General features: G+C 66.6%; 12 protein-coding genes. 5 read left to right on the top strand and 7 right to left on the bottom strand.

What is annotated here, in order from left to right; genetic code table 11:
• Positions 1-44: 44 nt before the first annotated feature.
• Both ACOGI4_RS08440 and ACOGI4_RS08445 read left to right on the top strand, forming a co-directional pair.
• On the top strand, positions 45-1184 hold the full coding sequence (locus ACOGI4_RS08440; RefSeq protein ID WP_419841234.1) for a hypothetical protein: 1140 nt from the start codon (positions 45-47) through the stop codon (positions 1182-1184).
• A gap of 115 nt (positions 1185-1299) precedes the next feature.
• Entirely contained in the window at positions 1300-2262 is a 963-nt protein-coding gene (locus tag ACOGI4_RS08445) for a hypothetical protein (RefSeq protein ID WP_419841235.1), read from the top strand.
• A gap of 402 nt (positions 2263-2664) precedes the next feature.
• Here ACOGI4_RS08445 and ACOGI4_RS08450 read toward each other — a convergent pair whose 3' ends face one another.
• Positions 2665-5100, bottom strand: a complete 2436-nt coding sequence (locus tag ACOGI4_RS08450; protein ID WP_419841236.1) for a molybdopterin-dependent oxidoreductase — start codon at positions 5098-5100, stop codon at positions 2665-2667.
• A gap of 322 nt (positions 5101-5422) precedes the next feature.
• Here ACOGI4_RS08450 and ACOGI4_RS08455 point away from each other — a divergent pair, with 322 nt between their 5' ends.
• Entirely contained in the window at positions 5423-5623 is a 201-nt protein-coding gene (locus ACOGI4_RS08455; protein ID WP_419841237.1) for a ferredoxin, read from the top strand.
• A 252-nt stretch (positions 5624-5875) separates the two neighbouring features.
• Here the strand turns inward: ACOGI4_RS08455 and ACOGI4_RS08460 are convergent, their stop codons facing one another.
• The 4 genes from ACOGI4_RS08460 to ACOGI4_RS08475 are packed head-to-tail and all read right to left on the bottom strand — an operon-like array spanning position 5876 to position 11731.
• Complete coding sequence (locus ACOGI4_RS08460) at positions 5876-6958, bottom strand: 3-hydroxyacyl-CoA dehydrogenase NAD-binding domain-containing protein (RefSeq protein WP_419841238.1); 1083 nt, start codon at positions 6956-6958, stop codon at positions 5876-5878.
• The gene (locus tag ACOGI4_RS08465) at positions 6955-7842 is read right to left on the bottom strand and encodes a 3-keto-5-aminohexanoate cleavage protein (protein ID WP_419841239.1); all 888 of its coding nucleotides are present in this window, start codon (positions 7840-7842) and stop codon (positions 6955-6957) included. Before ACOGI4_RS08465 ends, ACOGI4_RS08460 begins: the two co-directional genes overlap by 4 nt.
• Positions 7835-9232: a TauD/TfdA family dioxygenase gene (locus ACOGI4_RS08470; protein ID WP_419841240.1), complete on the bottom strand. Its 1398-nt coding sequence runs from the start codon at positions 9230-9232 to the stop codon at positions 7835-7837. Before ACOGI4_RS08470 ends, ACOGI4_RS08465 begins: the two co-directional genes overlap by 8 nt.
• Before the next feature lie 60 nt (positions 9233-9292).
• Positions 9293-11731 carry a xanthine dehydrogenase family protein molybdopterin-binding subunit gene (locus ACOGI4_RS08475; RefSeq protein WP_419841241.1) on the bottom strand — a complete coding sequence of 813 codons (2439 nt, stop codon included), beginning with the start codon at positions 11729-11731 and terminating at the stop codon, positions 9293-9295.
• Positions 11732-11804: 73 nt separating this feature from the next.
• Here ACOGI4_RS08475 and ACOGI4_RS08480 point away from each other — a divergent pair, with 73 nt between their 5' ends.
• Positions 11805-12677, top strand: coding sequence for a methyltransferase domain-containing protein (locus ACOGI4_RS08480; RefSeq protein WP_419841242.1), 873 nt, complete (start codon positions 11805-11807; stop codon positions 12675-12677).
• Between the two features lie 100 nt (positions 12678-12777).
• Here the strand turns inward: ACOGI4_RS08480 and ACOGI4_RS08485 are convergent, their stop codons facing one another.
• On the bottom strand, positions 12778-13719 hold the full coding sequence (locus ACOGI4_RS08485) for a PfkB family carbohydrate kinase (RefSeq protein WP_419841243.1): 942 nt from the start codon (positions 13717-13719) through the stop codon (positions 12778-12780).
• On the bottom strand, positions 13716-14315 hold the full coding sequence (locus ACOGI4_RS08490; RefSeq protein ID WP_419841244.1) for an HhH-GPD-type base excision DNA repair protein: 600 nt from the start codon (positions 14313-14315) through the stop codon (positions 13716-13718). Before ACOGI4_RS08490 ends, ACOGI4_RS08485 begins: the two co-directional genes overlap by 4 nt.
• Before the next feature lie 64 nt (positions 14316-14379).
• On the opposite strand from ACOGI4_RS08490, the gene ACOGI4_RS08495 reads away from it, so the two are divergent.
• Complete coding sequence (locus ACOGI4_RS08495; protein WP_419841245.1) at positions 14380-18033, top strand: helicase-related protein; 3654 nt, start codon at positions 14380-14382, stop codon at positions 18031-18033.
• Positions 18034-18052 lie beyond the last annotated feature (19 nt).

Below are 18052 nucleotides of genomic sequence, written 5' to 3' on the forward strand. Positions count from 1 at the left end.
AATCGGTGGCATATCTGGTCACGAGAGTCTTCTGGGGGTAGGAAATGGCCAGCAACGGGGCAAACGGGGAACTTGTGGCAGCGCTCGGCAAAGCCAAACATCATCTTCAAGCAGGAAAACTCAACAACAAGGGCGCCATTCAGCTGTCCGTGGTGAGGCCGATACTCGGGCACCTCGGCTGGGACCCAGCTGAACCCGATCACTGGCAGACACAGTATCTCGTTGGCAGTCACCAATTCGACGAAGCGCTGTTCAGTCATCAAGGCAAGCCGCTGATCTTCGTACAAGTGAGGCAACATCATCATCCGCTGGAAGAAGGAGCCGAAGAGTCCATCGGTGTCGCAGCCAGTCAACAGGTTCCATTCTTGGTATGCACTGATGACCAGAAGTGGGATCTCTATCTCACGACTAGTCAACGTCCGGTTTCTGATCGGAAGTTTCAGTCATTTGATATCGAATTTAATGACGAGGATACCGTAGCAGCGGATCTTGTGAAGTATCTGTCTCCAACAGCGGTGCGTTCTGGAACCGCGGAACAGGCAGCTACGGCGGCAATAAATCGATTTGCGAGTCGTCAGGAGATCGACAAACTTCTCAGTTGGTGTTGGAGAGACGTGTTGATCGCTCCTCGGCGGACATTGCGCAATCAACTCATTAGTGATATGCAGGCTAAACTAGCCGTTCGCAATCAAATTGTGAATTCATTAGCGGCCGAAGTCGACAAGTTCCTGCGCCAGCAGTCGGCTGCATTCATGAACCCTAACGTATCTGGTGCTGACGGCGATGGACCGGCTCCGAATGGTCACAACGAAAGTGGCCTGGGATTCAAGTTCTACGGCATCTCCATTGCAAATCGAGTACATCCGCTGGAAGGGCCCACGGTGGCATATCTGCACTTGGTCGCAGAGCTCCAAGCTACCAATGGCAATATTCTGCAGCAGTTAGAGAACCGGTATCCAATCACGACAGGCACGTCACCGCGAACTATATTCGACACTGACTCTAGATTTCGACAATTACGGTACACCGACAAGCAGCCCTATACACAAGTGCCGAAGCACGCGCAATGGTACTTGTACATGAGCGACGATCCAGCGCAACTGAGCGATTGGATGCAGGAAGTCACAGAACTCGCCGGGAAGAAGTGGGGTAAGGATGTTGTGCTACTCTATACCCAACGCTGAGGTATAGCGAAGGTTCCGCATTGGCTTCTATGCCGCAACATTGCCAGCGAATCGAAGCTAGACCCTGTCACACTGAGGATCTCAGACATGTATCGAAACAGGGGGAAACACTATAATGCTTGAGGCGCTGCTCAACGAACAGAGGCAGAAGCTGCAATCTCGAAGAGACGCAGATAGCTTTGCCGATGCCGAGACTATTGCGCGTGACTTTCTGCGACCGATCGTGGAAGAGCATGGTTGGAATGTTCGACTCGGCGAAGTGCAGTATTCGTTGTCGATCCACGGTGAGAAGGTGGACATAGCGTTGATGGGCCAAGATGGTGTGCCGCGTGTGTTGATTTTCGCTGCACATCAGGGCTATTGCGAGCACGACGATCAACATGCCGATACCGGGACTAGCGCCTCCGTCATTACCCAGCTGATCTATCCCGAGAATCTTCTGGTGATGGCGGATGGCGAATCGTGGGACTTCTTCCTGCCAATGAAGAATCGAACGCTAGCAGAATGTAGGTTCGCTCACTTCGACATGCTGAGCGGTGACATAGGCGATCTGGCTAAAGGTATTGGTCGATTTCTCAGACGAGATGCTGTACTGTTGGGTGACGCATTGGATGATGCCGAAGCCAGAATACGGCGTGTCGACGACAGAGACAAGGTCATAGAACTGCTACGATCGGTTTGGCATCAGCTATTGTCGGGACCCGACTCCTCGCTGCTCGTTCTCCTTGTAACAATAGCCAAGCAGCGATCGGAGTTGCAGAACCTGGATGCAAGTCTAGTGGACCAGTACGCAAAGGAACTTTTGCTCCGTGAGTCCAGAGCGTTAGAGCAACGCAATGTTGCGGCCACTTGGGATCAACACTCTGTGGGCTCTGACCCTGTCCAAGTGCTGCCGGCAGGACAGGAAGAGGCTCGTGCTCCCAACCCATATCGTCTCGGACCCGACCAACTGCAAACGGACGACGATCGTTTGAGGCGACCAACAAGCGATGACGCTAAATCAACAAGCAGTTACGCTGAATCTCCGATCTCTGTCCGTCTGATGGGTAAAGAGTTTCCCGTAAGCAGCAGTGCTTAGGCTTATCGGGTGCTTGCCGGAGCGATCGAATCTATGATCCCCGGTACTCTGCGTGAGTTGGGCAACAAGTTCCCCGGCAGCAGGAAAGGCAAGTGGGGCTATCAACCCCGTGCGATCTCAACTGCCGACTCTCAATGGCGACAGCTGAAGCGGATCCCACATAAGCCCTACAAGCCAGTGCCAGGACATACACAATGGCAGCTTCACAGCCATAGCAGCGCTGCGGTAGCGAAGCAACGCATGATGGAGCTGACCGAGCTAGCTGGATTGTGCTGGGGTCGCGATGTCGAGGTGCTGTATGAAGGCGCCCAATAGTGTATGGCGACGGATGCTCAGATCACCATGGTGAGAGAGGGTATGAACGGATCGCCCACGAAAGTGATATGCCGCAAACCCGCGCGGTCAACCTACGACGGGTTCTAGGGCTACTCTCACGTGTTTGTGGTGGGGGGTGAGGGCGAGGGGGTCGCGGTCGTTGATGTCAGTGAGTTCGTTGACTGCTACGCCGTGGATGCGGTGCTCGCCGGATTCGTCGGGATACTCGGTGCCGAAGCCGTGGGGGAGTGTGACGTGGCCGACCATGACGGTGTCGGTCACCTCGGCTGGGGCTTCGGCCTGGCCTCGCTTGGAGACGATGCGGATGCGGTCGCCGTCCACAACGCCGAGTGCCGTTGCATCATGCGGACTGATACGCAGCGAGCCGGCCTTGTCCTTCTTGCGCCACTGCGGATCGCGGATCACATCGTTGGCGTTGGACGAACGGCGCTCACCGGCGGAGAGCACGAACGGGAAGCGGTCCCGCTGGGCAGTCGCAGCCAACTCCTCGTCAGCCACCGAGCGGACCCCCTCAGCAGCATCTGACAGCGACCGGAACTCGTCGGCCAGCTCCTCGATGAACAGATGGATCTTGCCGTCGGCATGCGCGATGCGGTCCCATGTCTGCTCGTACTCGCTGACGCTGTAGATCATCCCCGACGGCGAACTCACCAGCTTGTCGAACAGATTGCCGGCCAGCTCCAAGCCGTCGCCTTCGATGCCTGCGGCCCGCACTTCGTCGGGATAGCGCATCGAGGCCTGCATCGCCGCGCCGAACATGATCGATGCCGGTGCCATAGCCCCCAGCGTCGAGCCAAGCGACTCATAGAGCACCGCCGGCAGCTTGGCACCCACCTCCGAATCGGAGGCGAACGCCTCACCGAGTGCCTCGATGAACTGCTCGCGGCCCCGCTGGGCCGCTGCCACCAAGTTGTCGGTAGCCGCAGGCCGTCCGCCCATCGCCGCTAACAGCCGTTGGTGAATTTCCGGCTCGGGCAGCGAATCGCCCAGCGGCGCCAAGATGGGATGGCGAACCTGGAAGTAGTTGGCGGGCATCTCGCCGGCGAAGAACGTGGCCTCGGGCTTCTCGTACTGCGAGCACGCCGGCAGCACATAATCCGCGGCACGAGCCGTTTCCGTCATCGCCACATCGATCACCACGAGGCACTCCAGCTTGGCGAACGCCTCGCGGAAGCGCTTCGAGTCGGGCAGCGTGTGCAGCGGATTCGCCGACTCCACAATCATCCCTCGGAACCGATTCGGATGATCGGTGTCGATGCAGTCCGGTATCGCTGCACACGCCACCAGACCCGCCAGCATGGCGTTGCCCGTGACCGGATCCGTCTCGCCCTCGCCGGAATGCCCGCAGACGGGAGCGAGACGCAGCGGCAGATTCATACCGCCGGGCTTCGCGAAATTGCCGGTCACCAGATACAGCAATCGCTGCAGCCAGCTGTTCAGCGTCGAGTGAGGCGCCATCTCGATGCCGAGGTCCTCCTCAGTGGACAACGAGCGCGCAGTGCCCATGGCGCGCGCTGCCGCACGCAGTTCCGTTTCGTCGATGCCGCAGGTGCGGGCGCAGCCGGCGATGTCGACGCCGGCGATCAGCGCACGCAGCTCAATCCAGCCGGTGCAGCGCTCAGACAGGAACGCGTCGTCGGTGAGCCCTTCTTCGACCATGATCGCCAGCAGCGCCGCCAGCGCCCACGCATCGGTGCCGGGACGAACCCGCAGGTGATGGTCCGCCATGGCAGCGGTCTCGGACACCCGCGGGTCCATCACGACCAGCTTGCGCGTGTCGTCGTTGCGGATCTTGTTGAGCTCGTTGCGCGACTCGGGAAAGCCGTGGCTCTGCCACGGGTTCTTGCCGACGAACACTGCGCAGTCGGTGTGCTCGAAATCGCCGATGGCGCCGATGTTCTGCCTGCCGAACAGCCGGCCCTGCACCCAGAACATGCCGGTCTTCTCCTGCGCCAACGCATTCGACCGGTACTTGACGCCCAGCGTCTGCAGCACGCTGCGGGCGTACGCGCCCGGAAAGTGATTGCCCTGGCCGCCCCCGCCGTAGTAGAGGATCTTGTCGCCGCCCACCGAGTCGCGTATGGCGGTGAGGCGCTCGGCAACCTCAGCGATCGCTTCGTCCCAGCTGATCTCCTCGAACGTGCCGTCGTCCTTGCGGCGCAACGGGGCCGTCAGCCTGTCGCGCCCGTTCTGGTAGTAGTCGATCCGCAGTGCCTTCTCGCAGGTGTAGCCCTTGGACGCAGGGTGGTCCTTGTCACCGCGCACACGAGTGATCCTGCGACCGTCCAGCCGCACCTCGATGCCGCAGTTGTTGGAGCACAGCACGCACGCCGTCTTGTGCCAGACCTTGGTGGGATCGCTGGCCGCGGGAACGGCTGCTGCACGGTCGACGGCGGTGGGGTCGGCGTCGGCGACTGCGGTGCCACTGGATCGGGCGGTTCCGGTTGGCGCGGCCGAACGCTTGGCGCGCAGTGCTGCGAGGCGGGCATTCGCATCAGACATGGTGCTTCCTTTCGTGGTGGCCAGAGTTCGCGGCTGCGCGGTGCTGACGACAGCGGCGCGGGCTGTCAGCGGGTGCGACCCGCATTCGAGCGCGACGCAGCACAACTACTCGGCGCAACCACGCAGCACAGCAAGACTACGGCAGGCCGCGACTGTGCTGCCTGTAAGGGTGTGCAGCCTGCTGGACTGCACGCGTCGAGACGCGCATCGGGCGGCGGTCCTCGAAGCGAGAGCGCCGAATGGCGTGGTCGCAGTAGCTTGGGGCAATCCGGGCAGCACGTCGAGGCCCGACGGCAGAGGTCCCAACGACCCGTAGGAGGCGATGGACATGCGAATCAGCGTGGATGCCGACAAGTGCCAAGGTCACAACCGCTGCTACTCGCTGGCACCGGAGCTGTTCGACGTGGACGACTATGGCTATGCCACCGCGGCAGGCGACGGCGAAGTGCCGGCAGGCCTAGAGGACAAGGCACGCCTGGCGGCTGCGAACTGCCCCGAATACGCGGTGCTCGTCGAAGAGTAGACGCCCGCTGGACAACGCCGGCCGCTCGGCGGAAAATGGCTGTGATCCGAGGTCGATGCTCACCTACGGTTGCCTCGCGGGTGTCCGGGCTCGGTGCCCATGCAGCATCCTCCAGACACGGCATCCATACCTGCATGTACGCACGGCGCCTGGACACCCGCACATCGCCAGCGCCATGTCACCGGGAATTCTCCTGACTGGGCAGACACCATCGCGTAGACCCGATCTCGCAGACCCGACGCCGTAGAGCAGTCATCGCGGTAGGTGGTAGCGGGACGACAATCGCCGCCGCAGCGCAGCGAGGCAGCGGCCCGCACCCCATTCGTTGGCCTCCAAGGCCAGCAGCATGTCCGCGAGGTTGCGATCGCGCGCTGCGCACAGCTCTGCGACCGACCGGCCGTCGGCCTGCTGCTCAGCCTGGCGCACCAAAGCCTCGACGAATTCGGGCGTCATCGTCGGCACGTCGGTGAGCTTCGTCCACGGCAAGTTCAGCGTGGGGGCGAAGTGCTCGACGAACTGCCGGAAACCGCCTTCGCCGCCTGCTGTGGCATAGGTCTGGAACACGCCCATCTGTGCCCAGCGAAGACCGAACCCCAGCCGCATCACCTCGTCGATCTCGGCGACGGTGGCGACACCGTCGTGAACGAGCCACAGCGCTTCGCGCCACAAGGCCTCGAGCAGCCGGTCCGCCAAGAAGCCGTCGATCTCGGAACGAACCCGCAGCGGCGCCATGCCCGCCGCCGTGAACCACTGCGTGGCTCGTTCGACGGCCTGCTCGCAGGTCCGGGCGCCGGCAACCACTTCGACCAGCGGCAGCAGGTACACCGGATTGAACGGGTGGCCGACGACCAGACGCTCGGGCCGAACCATGCCCACCTGCAGCTCGCTCGGGCGGATGCCCGACGTGGACGACGCAATGACCGCATCGGCGGCCGCTCCGGCTTCGATCTCGGCGTAGGCCGACTGCTTGACCTCCAGACGCTCGGGCACGCACTCGCAGATGAGCTGGGCGCCATCGGCCGCTGCGGCCGCGCCGGCGTCGGGTGCGAGGACGGTCACCGTGCCGCTGGCACCGCTGGTGATGCCTGCGTCTGCGACTGCTTCGTCACCGGGCAGCAAGCCGAGCCGCTGCCACGCAGCGCGCGCCGCGGCCACCGTGGTGGCGACGTAGCCGGCTGCCGACGGCGAGGGGTCGGCGACCACGACGTCCACTCCGCAGAGCGCCCAGCGTGCGGTCCACGCTGCGCCGATCACGCCCGCGCCGACCACGCCGACGCGCGCCGGCAGCTCGTCGCCGACTGACGCGTGCGTGTGGTCGACGCTGCAGCCGGTCAACGCCGCGTCAGTTCGAGCCGGTCGCGGACCTCCTCGGGACCCATGACCCGGTAGTTCATGGCCTCCAGAATCTGCTTCGCACGCGCTGTCAACTCGGCGTTCGTGGCGAGTCGCCCGCGTTCGAGGTACAGGTTGTCTTCGAGGCCGACTCGGGCATTGCCTCCCGCAATCGCGGCCAGCGCGACGTACCGCAACTGATCGCGTCCCAGCGCGAACGCGGAGAACGTCCAGTCGTCAGGCACGTTGTTGATCATCGCCATGAACGTGTTCAGATCCGGCGGTGCGCCCCAGCGGATGCCCATGCACAGCTGCACCATGACCGGCGCCTCGATCACACCGGCTTCGACTAGCGACTTGGCTTCCCAGAGCTGGCCGGTGTCGAAGGCTTCGATCTCGGGTCGAACCCCCAGCGCTTGGATCTGGCGAGCCATCTCCATCAGCGTGTCGTGGGTGTTGGTGGCGACGTAGTTGCCCTCGCCGAAGTTCATCGTGCCGCAGTCCAGCGTGCAGATCTCCGGCAGCAGCTCTCGCACATGAGCCAAGCGCTCCGTGGCACCGGCCATGTCGGATCGCATCGGATCGGGCGGCAGCGGTTGCTCGACCGAGCCGATCACGAAGTCGCCGCCCATGCCGGCGGTCAGATTCAGCACCACGTCGGTGCTCGAGGCGCGCACCCGCTCGGTGACTTCGCAGTAGCAGTCCACGTCTCTGGCGGCATCGCCGGTGATGGGATCGCGCACGTGGACATGGCAGATTGCCGCGCCCGCCGCGGCGGCGTCGATGACGTTCTGGGCGATGTCGGAGGGCGTGTAGGGCACCTTGTCGGACTTGCCGACGGTGTCGCCCGCTCCGGTGACAGCACAGGTGATGAACACGTCAGGCATGGGCGGGATGCTCCTCGTCGGTGCTGGTTCGGCCGGTGCTGGTTCGGCCGGTGCTCGGCGGTGTCGCGTCGATCTCCACGGCATCGTCACCGGCGCACGGCACCGGCGTGCGGCGCAGCAGCACGCGCAGCCGCGAGTAGAGCTCGTCGGTGTCCATGTAGGTGCCGATGAGGCGCCGGCGCGCGCCGGCGCGCGGCTCGAATGCATCCCGTCCGTGCAGCACCCGTCGGTTGTCGAAGATCACGATGTCGCCTGGTCGGAACGGGTAGCGCAGCTGGAATCTCTGCGAGCCGGCCGTCATGCTCAGCAGTCGCAGCGCGGCGTACGCGCGGTCCATGTCGGCAACGGGCATCGCCGGGAACGCTCTCACGGGGTGAAAGGCCCGATAGGTGCAAGGGAGGCGGCCGTCGCCGGCGTCGATGACCGGACCCTGCCAGCGGTGGTCGTGCTCGGGCGAACGGTTGAAGAACACCCACTCCAGCGTGGTGAGCGCCTCGAACGCGTCGGGTTCGCACTGGCTCAAATGCTCGGCGATGGCCAGCCCGTCGGCCATGGTCGACCAGCCGCCGTCCACGGAGTTCTCCACGCAGTGCAGCATCTGCAGTCCCGGCGGGACTTCCCGAGTGGGCAGGTCAGTGTGAGGGGTGAGCCGCTGACCGGTGTTGGCCAGCGACGTCGGCGTGATGTCGACGTCGACGTGCCAGGTCAGGCCGAAGTTGGAGTCGCGCATGGCGCCGATGAGGCCTGCCACGCGAGCCAAGGCGTCGGGTGCGGTTCCACACCTCTGCAAGCGGATCAGCCCATAGCGAGCGAGGTCGCACAGCGCAGCCGTGAGCGCAGCGCCGTCGCCCAGCACCCGCGGGCCGTCGTGCGTGACCGGCTCGGCGTGCTCGTGCGCAGTCCACGGCACTGCCGGCGGGACGGCTGCGAACGGCAGGTGCATCAGGTCTGCTACATGACGCAGCCAGCCCGGATGGAACGCAGCGTTGCGGCGCTCAGGCTCGAAGGTCACCGCGAGCGCGCCGTTGTCGAGGCAGATGCGGCTCAGCGACAGGCCGGCATGGAGGTGGGCGGGGTCCAGCTCGCACTCGCGGGTCACCGGGTCGATGCCGCCCGGCCCGGGCGCGTTCTCGCGCAGCCACATGGGGTGGCATTCCAGCGTGGCGCCGTCCGGCCAGCTCACCAGTGCCGTGCCGCGCGGGGTGAGACTCGCCGAGGCCAACGCCGTCCATGGGTAGGCGTAATGGTCCGGCGTGAGGATGACCGTGCTCGCATCGCTCGACTCATGACCGTCCGGCGTGCAGACGACCGTGGTGGCGTTGTCCGGCGCGAAGAGGCCCGCTGTGGCGCCGCTCGGATTGGGCAGCACGGAGCGGACCCGATTGGTCACTGGCGGCAGTATCTCACAGCTGCGGCCTAGGGCCGCGCAGGTGTCACGCCAAGCCGCTGCTCAGATGCTCTCGGCCGCCGCAAGGCCTTCGGGGTCAGCCGCCTGGCCGGCAGCCATGTCAGCGAAGATCGCCGGCGGCTCTCGCCATGGATCGGCCGGGCTGCCCGCTCGGGCCGCGGCAATCGCCTCCCAGATCCGCTGAGGGCTCATCGGCATGTCAATGTGCCGGATGCCCAGGTGCGACACCGCATCGATCACTGCGTTCTGCAGCGCTGGCGTGGCGCCGATGGTGCTGGCCTCGCCGATGCCCTTGGCGCCCAGCGGGTTGAGCGGCGACGGCGTCTGGGTGCTGTACACCTCGAAGCTAGGGAACTCGGCCGCCGACGGAAACAGGTAGGTCAGCAGCGTGCCGGTCTGCGGGTTGGCATCACGGTCGAAGACCATCTCTTCGTACAGCGTCTGTGCGGCACCTTGCGCGATGCCTCCGTGCTGCTGGCCGGCGAGCAGCAGCGGGTTGATCACGGTGCCTGCGTCGTCCACTGCGATGTGGCGCAGGTAGTTGACGTCACCGGTATCGGTGTCCACCTCCACCACCGCGATGTGGGCGCCGAAGGGGAAGCTGGCTTCGCCCTGGTCGAAGTCGAGCTGCGCTGCGAGCCCCGGGTCGATCGGCTCGCCGCGTTCGGCGGCCGCGGTCTCGGCGGCGGTCGGGTCGCCCAGCACCTCCGCGGGCGCGCCGTCGACCGCTGCGGCCAGCTGCGCCCAGTCCACCGATCGAGCCGGCACGCCGGCCACGCTGAAGGTGCCCGAAGCGGCATCGAGCACGATGTCGTCTGCGCTGGCTTCGAGCAGGTGCGCCGCCAGTCGCTGTGCCCGCTCGACGAGCACGTCGGTGGCGTTGGCCACCGCAGAGCCGCCCACCTGCACCGAGCGCGAGCCGCCGGTGCCGCCGCCGCGGGGCACCAAGTCGGTGTCGGACTGGATGAAGCCGATGTGCTCGACGTGGATGCCGGTGCGCGCCGAGACGATCTGAGCGAACGTGGTGTGATGCCCTTGGCCGTGCGCACTGGTGCCGACGCGAACGGTGGCGCCGCCGTCCGGCTCGATGCGCACAGCGGCGAACTCGCTGGTCAGACCGCCGGCGGTGATCTCCACGAAGCTGGCCACGCCGATGCCAAGCTGGCGCACGTCGCCGCGCTCACGGCGAGCGCGCTGCTCTGCTCGCAGGCGGTCGTAGCCGGCCAGCTCGACGGCGCGGCGCAACGGCAGCGCGTAGTCGCCGCTGTCATAGGTGACGCCGGTGAGCGTATCGAAGGGGAACGCATCGGGCGGGATGAAGTTCCGCAGACGGATCTCGATGGGGTCGATGCCGGTCTCGAGAGCGGCTTGGTCCACCAGTCGCTCCAGCAGCGCCGCCGCCTCGGGCCGACCGGCACCCCGGTAGGCACCGGTGGGCGTCGTGTTGGTGACCGCGGTGGCGACGTCGAATCGGATCGATCCGAAGGCATAGGTGCCGTTGGACATCCGCTTGGTTCCCGCCGGCAGCATGGTCCCGATGTTCGGGTAGGCGCCGGTGTCGCCCACGAGCCGCACCCGAAGCCCGGTGAAGGTGCCGTCGTCGCGCACGCCCAGCTCGGCGTACTGCACCTGCGCACGGCTGTGTGCCAGCGTGGTCATGTCCTCGCTGCGCCCCGGCGTCCACGTGACCGGCCTGGCCAGCCGGTCCGCCAGCGCCGTCACCACGGTGTGCTCGTGGTACAGGCCGGCCTTGGCGCCGAAGCCGCCGCCGACATGGGGAGCGATGACGCGCAGCCGCTGTGCGTCCCAGCCGAGCGCGCCGGCGAGCTGCATCTTGGTGAGGTGTGGCATCTGCGTCGCGCAGTAGACGGTGATGCGGCTGTCGTCTGCGGGTACCGCAGCGCACGAGTTGGGCTCCAGCGGCACCGCGGCGATCTTCTGGTTCACGTATCGGCCTCGCACGATTCGGTCTGCGCCGTCGAGCGGATCGATGCCAGGCGGGTCGGTGATCTGAGTGGCCACGTTGCCGGGCCGTTCGTCGAAGACTGCGGGCGCGCCCGCAGTGAGCGCTGACTCCACGTCGGCCACGGCGGTCAGCGGTTCGTAGTCCACAACGACGAACTCGGCTGCGTCCACCGCTTGAGTGAGCGTCTCAGCCACCACGACGGCAACCGCTTCGCCGACGAACCGGACCTTGCCGGTCGCCAGCGGCGCCCGGGCGAACTCGTCGGCCACCTTGACGAAGCCGTGGTGAGCCGCCACGCCCAGTTCGGCTGCTGTGACCACGTCGATCACGCCCGGTGCCTGGCGTGCCTCGTCGGTGTCGATGCCGTTGATGCGCGCATGGGCGACCGGTGAGCGGACGAACACTGCGTGACACATGCCGGGCGCTGCGTGGTCGTAGACGTAGCGGCCGCCCACGGTGAGCAGCTCAGGGTCCTCGCTGCGCCGTACTTCGTTGCCCAGGATCGAACCGGCCATGGGCGGCGAGGCTAGCGACGTGCCCCGCAACCGGGCCCGAGAGCGTTGCGACGCCCTCGTTACGCTGACGCTCGTGAGTGGTCTTGCTGCGGAGGGCGCAGGCTCGGCGCCCGCGGCCGGAAGCGCCGCCGCCGGCTCGCACACGCGGGACGTGTACATCCACGGTCACCATCACGCGGCGGTGGCTCAGCATGCCAAGCGCACCGCCGAGGACTGCGCTGCGTTCGCACGCCACGCGATCAGCGAGGACGCACAGATCTTGGACGTGGGCTGCGGCCCGGCGTCGATCACAGCAGGCCTCGCCCGCTGGGCTCACCGCGGGCACGTGACCGGCATCGAGCCTGGCGGCGACATTCTGAACACGGCAGCGGCCACGATTGCCGCGGCCGGCGTCGGCAATGTCACCCTCGAAGCGGCGTCGGTCTACGAACTGCCGTACCCCGACGATTCGTTCGACGTGGCCTACGCCCACCAGGTGTGCCAGCACCTGTCGGATCCGGTGGCCGCCGTCACGGAGATGGCCCGCGTGGTGCGCCGCGGCGGCTGGGTCGCAGTGCGCGACTCGGACTACTCCACGATGCGTCCCTATCCGGCCAGCGAGGAGATCACCCGCTGGCGAGAGGTGTTCCGCACGGTGAGTCGGCACAACGGCGCCGAGCCGGACGCCGGACGGCACCTGTACGCGTGGTTCCGTGCAGCCGGGCTGCCGCAGGTGCAGATGTCGGGCGCGGTGCAGCAATTCTGGACCGACGCCACTCGGCGCGACTGGGGTTACTCGTGGGCTGAGCGCTGCCTGCACACGGCGTTCGCCCGCCAAGCGGTGGACTACGGCTACTCGACGCGTGACGAGCTGGAGTGGATCGCCGCCGGCTGGCGCAGATGGGCCGACCGTCCCGACGCCTACTTCCACTACGTCCACGGCCAGGCGCTCGCGCAGGTCGCGTGAGTCGGTTCGTTTCGGAGCGCTCAGCTTCGTAGCTGGCTCGGCGACCAGTGATCCGGCACTGCAGGCGGCTCGTGATCCGGCACTGCAGGTGGCTCGGCGCTCAGTCGTTCGCCAACAGGCGTTGCAGCGACAGATGGTCCGCCAGCTCGTGGGCGAACGGCGGGTCGGCGCCGGGTCGTGAGCAGGTGATGGCCGCGGCCGCTGCCGCCCGCTGCGCGATGGCACGCCACTGATTCAGCTCGACCGCGTCCAAGGCGGTCCTGTCGGCACCGAGCAGCTGCCACAGCGACGCCAGCACTGCACCGACGAACGAGTCGCCGGCGCCGACCGTGTCCACCACATCGACCGACGGGGCGGCCACGTCGAGCCTGCCTGTGCGGGTGTAGACGGTGACGCCTCGCTCGCCTCGGGTGACCATCACCGCAGCGGTCCGGCCGGCGAGCAGCTCCTCGGCACAGGCATCGGTGGGGCGGCCGGGCCAGATCCACGCGAGGTCCTCATCGGAAGCCCGATAGAAGTCGCAAGCACTGCGCCAGCGTCGGTGGAAGCGATGCCATCGATCTCGGTCCTCGATGACCGCGGGCCGCACGTTGGGGTCGAGGGAAACGATGCCCTCGTGTCGCTGCGCCAGACGGGCCAGGACGTCGGCAGTGCGCCCGCGGAACATTCCCAGCGTGCCGCCGTGCAGGATGTGTCGCCCCGGACCGAAGACCGACAGATCGGCCGCGCCGAGTGCAGTGTCGGCTGTGCCGTCTCCCTCGAAGCGGAACGACGGGCTCGGGCCGGCACCTACGACTGCCCGTGCGGTCGGTTCGGGGCCTCGCTCACAGGCACGAACGTCGACGTCGTTGCGTCGAAGGTGGTCCCAGATGCGCTCGCCCGCAGCGTCGGTGGACACTCGCCCCACGAACGCGCTCGGCACTGCGAGCCGGGCGGCGGCAACGGCGGCGTTCATCGGTCCGCCGCCTGGCGCTGACTGCTCGTCGTGGCGGCCGTCGCCGCTCAGCACGTCGATGAGCGCCTCGCCGCAGCAGACGATCATTCCTGCTTGGATTTGCCCGCAGCCTTCTGTTTCTTCTTCCAGGCACGGACTTGCGCGAGTGCGTCGGGCCCGTCGATGTCGGCTACCGAACGCGGCTGGCTGTCCGCGAACGGTCCGGCCACGGCCTTCCAGCCGCGTGGCGCCACGCCGAACCGCTTGGCCAGAATCGCCACGAAGATCTTGGCCTTCTCGTCCCCGTAGCCGGGCAGGGCGCGCAGCCGGTCGTAGAGCGCCTTGCCGCTGCGGGCATCGGCCCACACGGCGCCCGCGTCGCCGTTGTAGTGCTCCACGAGGTGACGGGCCAGCTCGCCGCAGCGCTTGGCCATCGAGCCGGGGAAGCGGTGCAGCGCGGGTTTGGTGCTGAAGGCCGCCTCGAGTTCGTCGGGATGCATCTGCGCGATGGCTGCGGCGGAGAAGCGGTCGCCGAGTCGTTCTGCCAGCCGGGCAGGGCCTTTGAACGCCCACTCCATGGGAATCTGCTGATCCAGCATCATCCCGACCAGCAGCGCGAACGGGTCGTCGCGCACCAGCTCGTCGGCTGCTGGGTCGCCGGTGACTGCCAAGGATCCCTTTGGTTCGCTCAGTCGTTCGCTCACACTCGCCCCCATCCACGGGCACGCTACCGTCGCTGGCCGTCGGCAACCGGGCGGCGGTGCGCGGATGAAGCTCAGCGACCTGACGAGCGGCATGCGGCTGCGCGGCATCGTGGCCGGCGCGGATGTCACCGTCGTCGCAGTCGGGCTGCACGGTGCCGGCGCGGCCACGCTGACCTATCGGCGTGCCGACGGCAGCCTCGGCGAGCGGCTTGTCTGCGCAGCCGACCTCGCTGATGTCAGCGAAGCGGCCCACAGCCGCTGGACCTTCGATGCGGACGGCGCCATGTTCCGGCTCGCCTCAGAAGCTCGCCGCATGCAGTCGGCGCACCTGGCCGATCCGTTCGCGGCGGTGGACACGTCGAGCATCGAGCCCTACCCGCATCAGATCGACGCGGTGTACAACCGGCTGCTGGCGCTCAAGCCGCTGCGGTTCGTGCTGGCCGACGACCCGGGTGCCGGCAAGACGATCATGTCCGGGCTGCTCATCCGTGAGTTGATGCTGCGCGGCGACGTGGCGCGGTGCCTGATCGTCGCGCCGGGAAGCTTGGTCGAGCAGTGGCAGGACGAGCTGTGGGACAAGTTCGGCCTGAGCTTCGAGATGTTGTCGCGCGACAGCGTCGAGGCGTCCCGTACCGGCAACTCGTTCCTCGATCGGAATCTGCTGATCGCTCGCTTGGACCAGATGGCCCGCTCGGACGAACTGCGTGGTCGCCTCGCAGCCTCCGAGTGGGATCTCGTGATCGTCGACGAGGCCCACAAGATGTCCGCCCGCCGCTACGGCGAAGAGCTGCGGGCCACGAAACGCTTCCGGCTCGGCGAAGTGCTGCGCGAGTGCACACGCCACTTCCTGCTGCTCACGGCCACGCCCCACAACGGCAAGCTCGACGACTTCCTGGCGTTCATGACGCTGATCGACCCGGAGCGGTTCGAAGGACGCTCGCGGGCCGCCACAGGTGCCTCTGCCTCGGCAGCCGGCGAAGCACCCGACGTCAGCGATGTCATGCGTCGCCTGGTGAAGGAGAACTTGCGGACGTTCGACGGCAGGCGGCTGTTCCCCCAGCGGTTCGCCACCACCTTGCAGTTCGACTTGTCCGAGTCCGAGGCGGAGCTGTACGAGGCCGTCACCTCCTACGTGCGCGACGAGATGAACCGCGCTGCCCGCATGACCGACGCGGGCGACAGGCGGCGCGGCGTGATCGTCGGCTTCGCCCTCGCGGCGCTGCAGCGCCGCTTGGCATCGTCGCCGGCCGCCATTCACCGCTCGTTGGTGCGCCGCAGGGACCGTCTCGCGGGCCAGGCGGCAGAGCTGCGTCGTCTTGCTGCTTCGGGCGAGCCCATCCGTGTGCCCGATCTGCCCAAGGGAGTGCGCTTCGCCGACCTCGAAGAGTTCGACATCGACAACTTCAGCGAGGCCGAGCTGGAGGAGCTGGACAGCTTGACCGTCGATGCGGCAACCGCAGCTGCAACCGCTGACGAACTCGAAGCTGAGGTGCGGGTGCTGGATCGGCTGGTGACGCTGGCAGAGCGCGTGCGCAACAGCCGCGCCGATGCCAAGTGGACCTGCCTGCGGGGACTGCTCCGCTCGGATCAGTTCCGCTCAGATCGCTTCAGCTCGGATCAGTTCGCGTCGGCCCAGTCGGGCTTGCAACCGCCCCGCTCGGCACCGACCAGTTCAGATCGGCTGGGCCGCGAGGCAGACGGCCGCAGCAGCGTTCGCAAGCTGATCGTGTTCACCGAGCACCGCGACACGCTGGACTACGTCGCCGACCGCATCCGAGGCGAGCTGGGCCGTGCAGATGCGGTAGCGACCATTCACGGCGGCATGAAGCGTCAAGAGCGTCGAGCCGCACAGGATCGGTTCCGTGTCGACCCGTCGGTGTCGGTGCTGGTGGCCACCGACGCTGCTGGGGAAGGCGTCAATCTGCAGGTGGCCAACATGATGGTCAACTACGACCTGCCGTGGAACCCGAACCGCATCGAGCAGCGCTTCGGGCGCATCCACCGCATCGGCCAGCAGCGACCGTGTCACCTGTGGAATCTGGTGGCGCATCGGACGCGTGAAGGCCAAGTCTTCGAGCGGCTGTTCGCCAAGATCGAGCAGCAGCGTGAGGTGTACGGCGATCAGGTGTACGACGTGCTCGGCGATGCGCAGATCAACGTGTCGCTGCGGGATGTGCTGTTGCAGGCCATCCAGGCCGACTCGGACCCGGCCCACGCAGCCTGGATGGACACCGTCATCGAGGCAGAGATCGGCGTGCCGCTGCGCAAAGTGCTGGAGGAGCGAGCGCTGTTGGGGGGCTTGGTGGGCACGTCGACGAACGATGAGGTGCGTCGCCGCATGGAGGAGGCTCGCGCACGCCGCCTGCAGCCGTGGTTCGTGCATGACTTCTTTGCCCAGGCGCTGCAGCTCTACGGCGGCCGCATCGTGCGCCGTGAAAGCGGCCGCTACGAGATCACCCGCGTGCCGGCTTCGGTGCGCGAGGCCGCCGATCCGTCTCTCGGGCCGGTGCAGGAACGCTATGCGAGGGTGACCTTCGACAAGGCGTTCGTGCAGCCGCCGGAGGGTGTCGTAGCTTCGGGGCCGGACCCCGCGGGCGACCGCGCAGAGCTGATCTCGCCCGGCACAGCGCTGCTCGGCGCGGTGGCTCGCAAGGTGCTCGACGATCACGGTTACGCCTTGCACGACGGTGCCGTGCTGGTGGACAGCGCCGACCTCTCCGTTGAGCCGCGGCTGCTCGTGTGCTTGGACCACGTGGTCACCGATGGGCGCACCGTGAACGGTGCTCGCCAGGTCGTGTCGCGCCGCTGCCAGTACGTGGAAGTGGATGCTGCGGGCCATGCTCGTGATCCGGGTGCCGAGCCGTACTTGGACTGCGTGCCGCTCACCGACGAGCAGCAGGAGCGGTGTGCTCGGCGGCTGGACACGTCATGGACGGGCGCGGCAGCCGAGACGGTTGCCCGCGACTGGGCCATCGAGCATCTGGCCGGCCCGCACCTCGAGTCGGTTGCAGCAGTGGTGCGCGACCGAGTGGCGCGGGTGCGTGAGGCGGTACGGCAGCGGCTGATGTCGGAGATTCACTACTGGGACCGACGCGCCATCGAGATCGGGGCCCAAGAGGCTGCCGGCGGCACGCCGAAGCTGAACTCCGAGAATGCCCGCCGCCGCGCAGAGGAGCTGGAGGGGCGGCTGGCGCGACGGCGCACGGAGCTCGACGCGGAGGAAGACGTCCACAGCAGTCCGCCGACGGTGGTGGCTGCGGCGGTGATCGTGCCTCAGGGCCTGCTGGATCACTGGGCGGGTGCGCCGCAGCCGCCGGACGCTGCCGCCGACCGAGCCGAGACCGATCGTCGCGCCGTGGCAGCGGTGCTGGCTGCGGAGCGTGCGCTGGGGCGCATTCCGGCTGAGCAGGAGCACGCCAACCCGGGCTACGACGTCATGTCGGTGGACCCTGCTACCGGCGACCACTACTTCATCGAGGTAAAGGGCCATCTGCCGCGCACCGAGCAGATCCACGTGAGTGCCCGCCAAGTGCGCCAGGCCCAGAACGACCCGGAGCGCTGGCGGCTCGCCGTAGTGTCCGTGCCCGACGATCCCGCCGGCGAACCGCAGGTGCGCTACCTCGTTGAGCCCTTCGCGGGCATGACCATGCACGACGCCCAGCCGAACGTCCCCCTCGACGTGGCCAAGCTCCTCGCCGATGCCCGCCCACCCTGCTGAGATGAGGCCATGTAGACTG

Origin of the sequence: Candidatus Poriferisodalis sp. (assembly GCF_965205175.1) — a bacterium.
In the GTDB taxonomy this organism is placed as follows: domain Bacteria; phylum Actinomycetota; class Acidimicrobiia; order Acidimicrobiales; family Poriferisodalaceae; genus Poriferisodalis.

Excerpts from the sequence above, each read along its gene's own strand:
- ACOGI4_RS08465 (WP_419841239.1), bottom strand. The coding sequence starts at position 7,842 with ATGCCTGACGTGTTCATCACCTGTGCTGTCACCGGAGCGGGCGACACC.
- ACOGI4_RS08445 (WP_419841235.1), top strand. The coding sequence starts at position 1,300 with ATGCTTGAGGCGCTGCTCAACGAACAGAGGCAGAAGCTGCAATCTCGA.
- ACOGI4_RS08440 (WP_419841234.1), top strand. The coding sequence starts at position 45 with ATGGCCAGCAACGGGGCAAACGGGGAACTTGTGGCAGCGCTCGGCAAA.
- ACOGI4_RS08475 (WP_419841241.1), bottom strand. The coding sequence starts at position 11,731 with ATGGCCGGTTCGATCCTGGGCAACGAAGTACGGCGCAGCGAGGACCCT.
- ACOGI4_RS08455 (WP_419841237.1), top strand. The coding sequence starts at position 5,423 with ATGGACATGCGAATCAGCGTGGATGCCGACAAGTGCCAAGGTCACAAC.
- ACOGI4_RS08495 (WP_419841245.1), top strand. The coding sequence starts at position 14,380 with ATGAAGCTCAGCGACCTGACGAGCGGCATGCGGCTGCGCGGCATCGTG.
- ACOGI4_RS08485 (WP_419841243.1), bottom strand. The coding sequence starts at position 13,719 with ATGATCGTCTGCTGCGGCGAGGCGCTCATCGACGTGCTGAGCGGCGAC.
- ACOGI4_RS08450 (WP_419841236.1), bottom strand. The coding sequence starts at position 5,100 with ATGTCTGATGCGAATGCCCGCCTCGCAGCACTGCGCGCCAAGCGTTCG.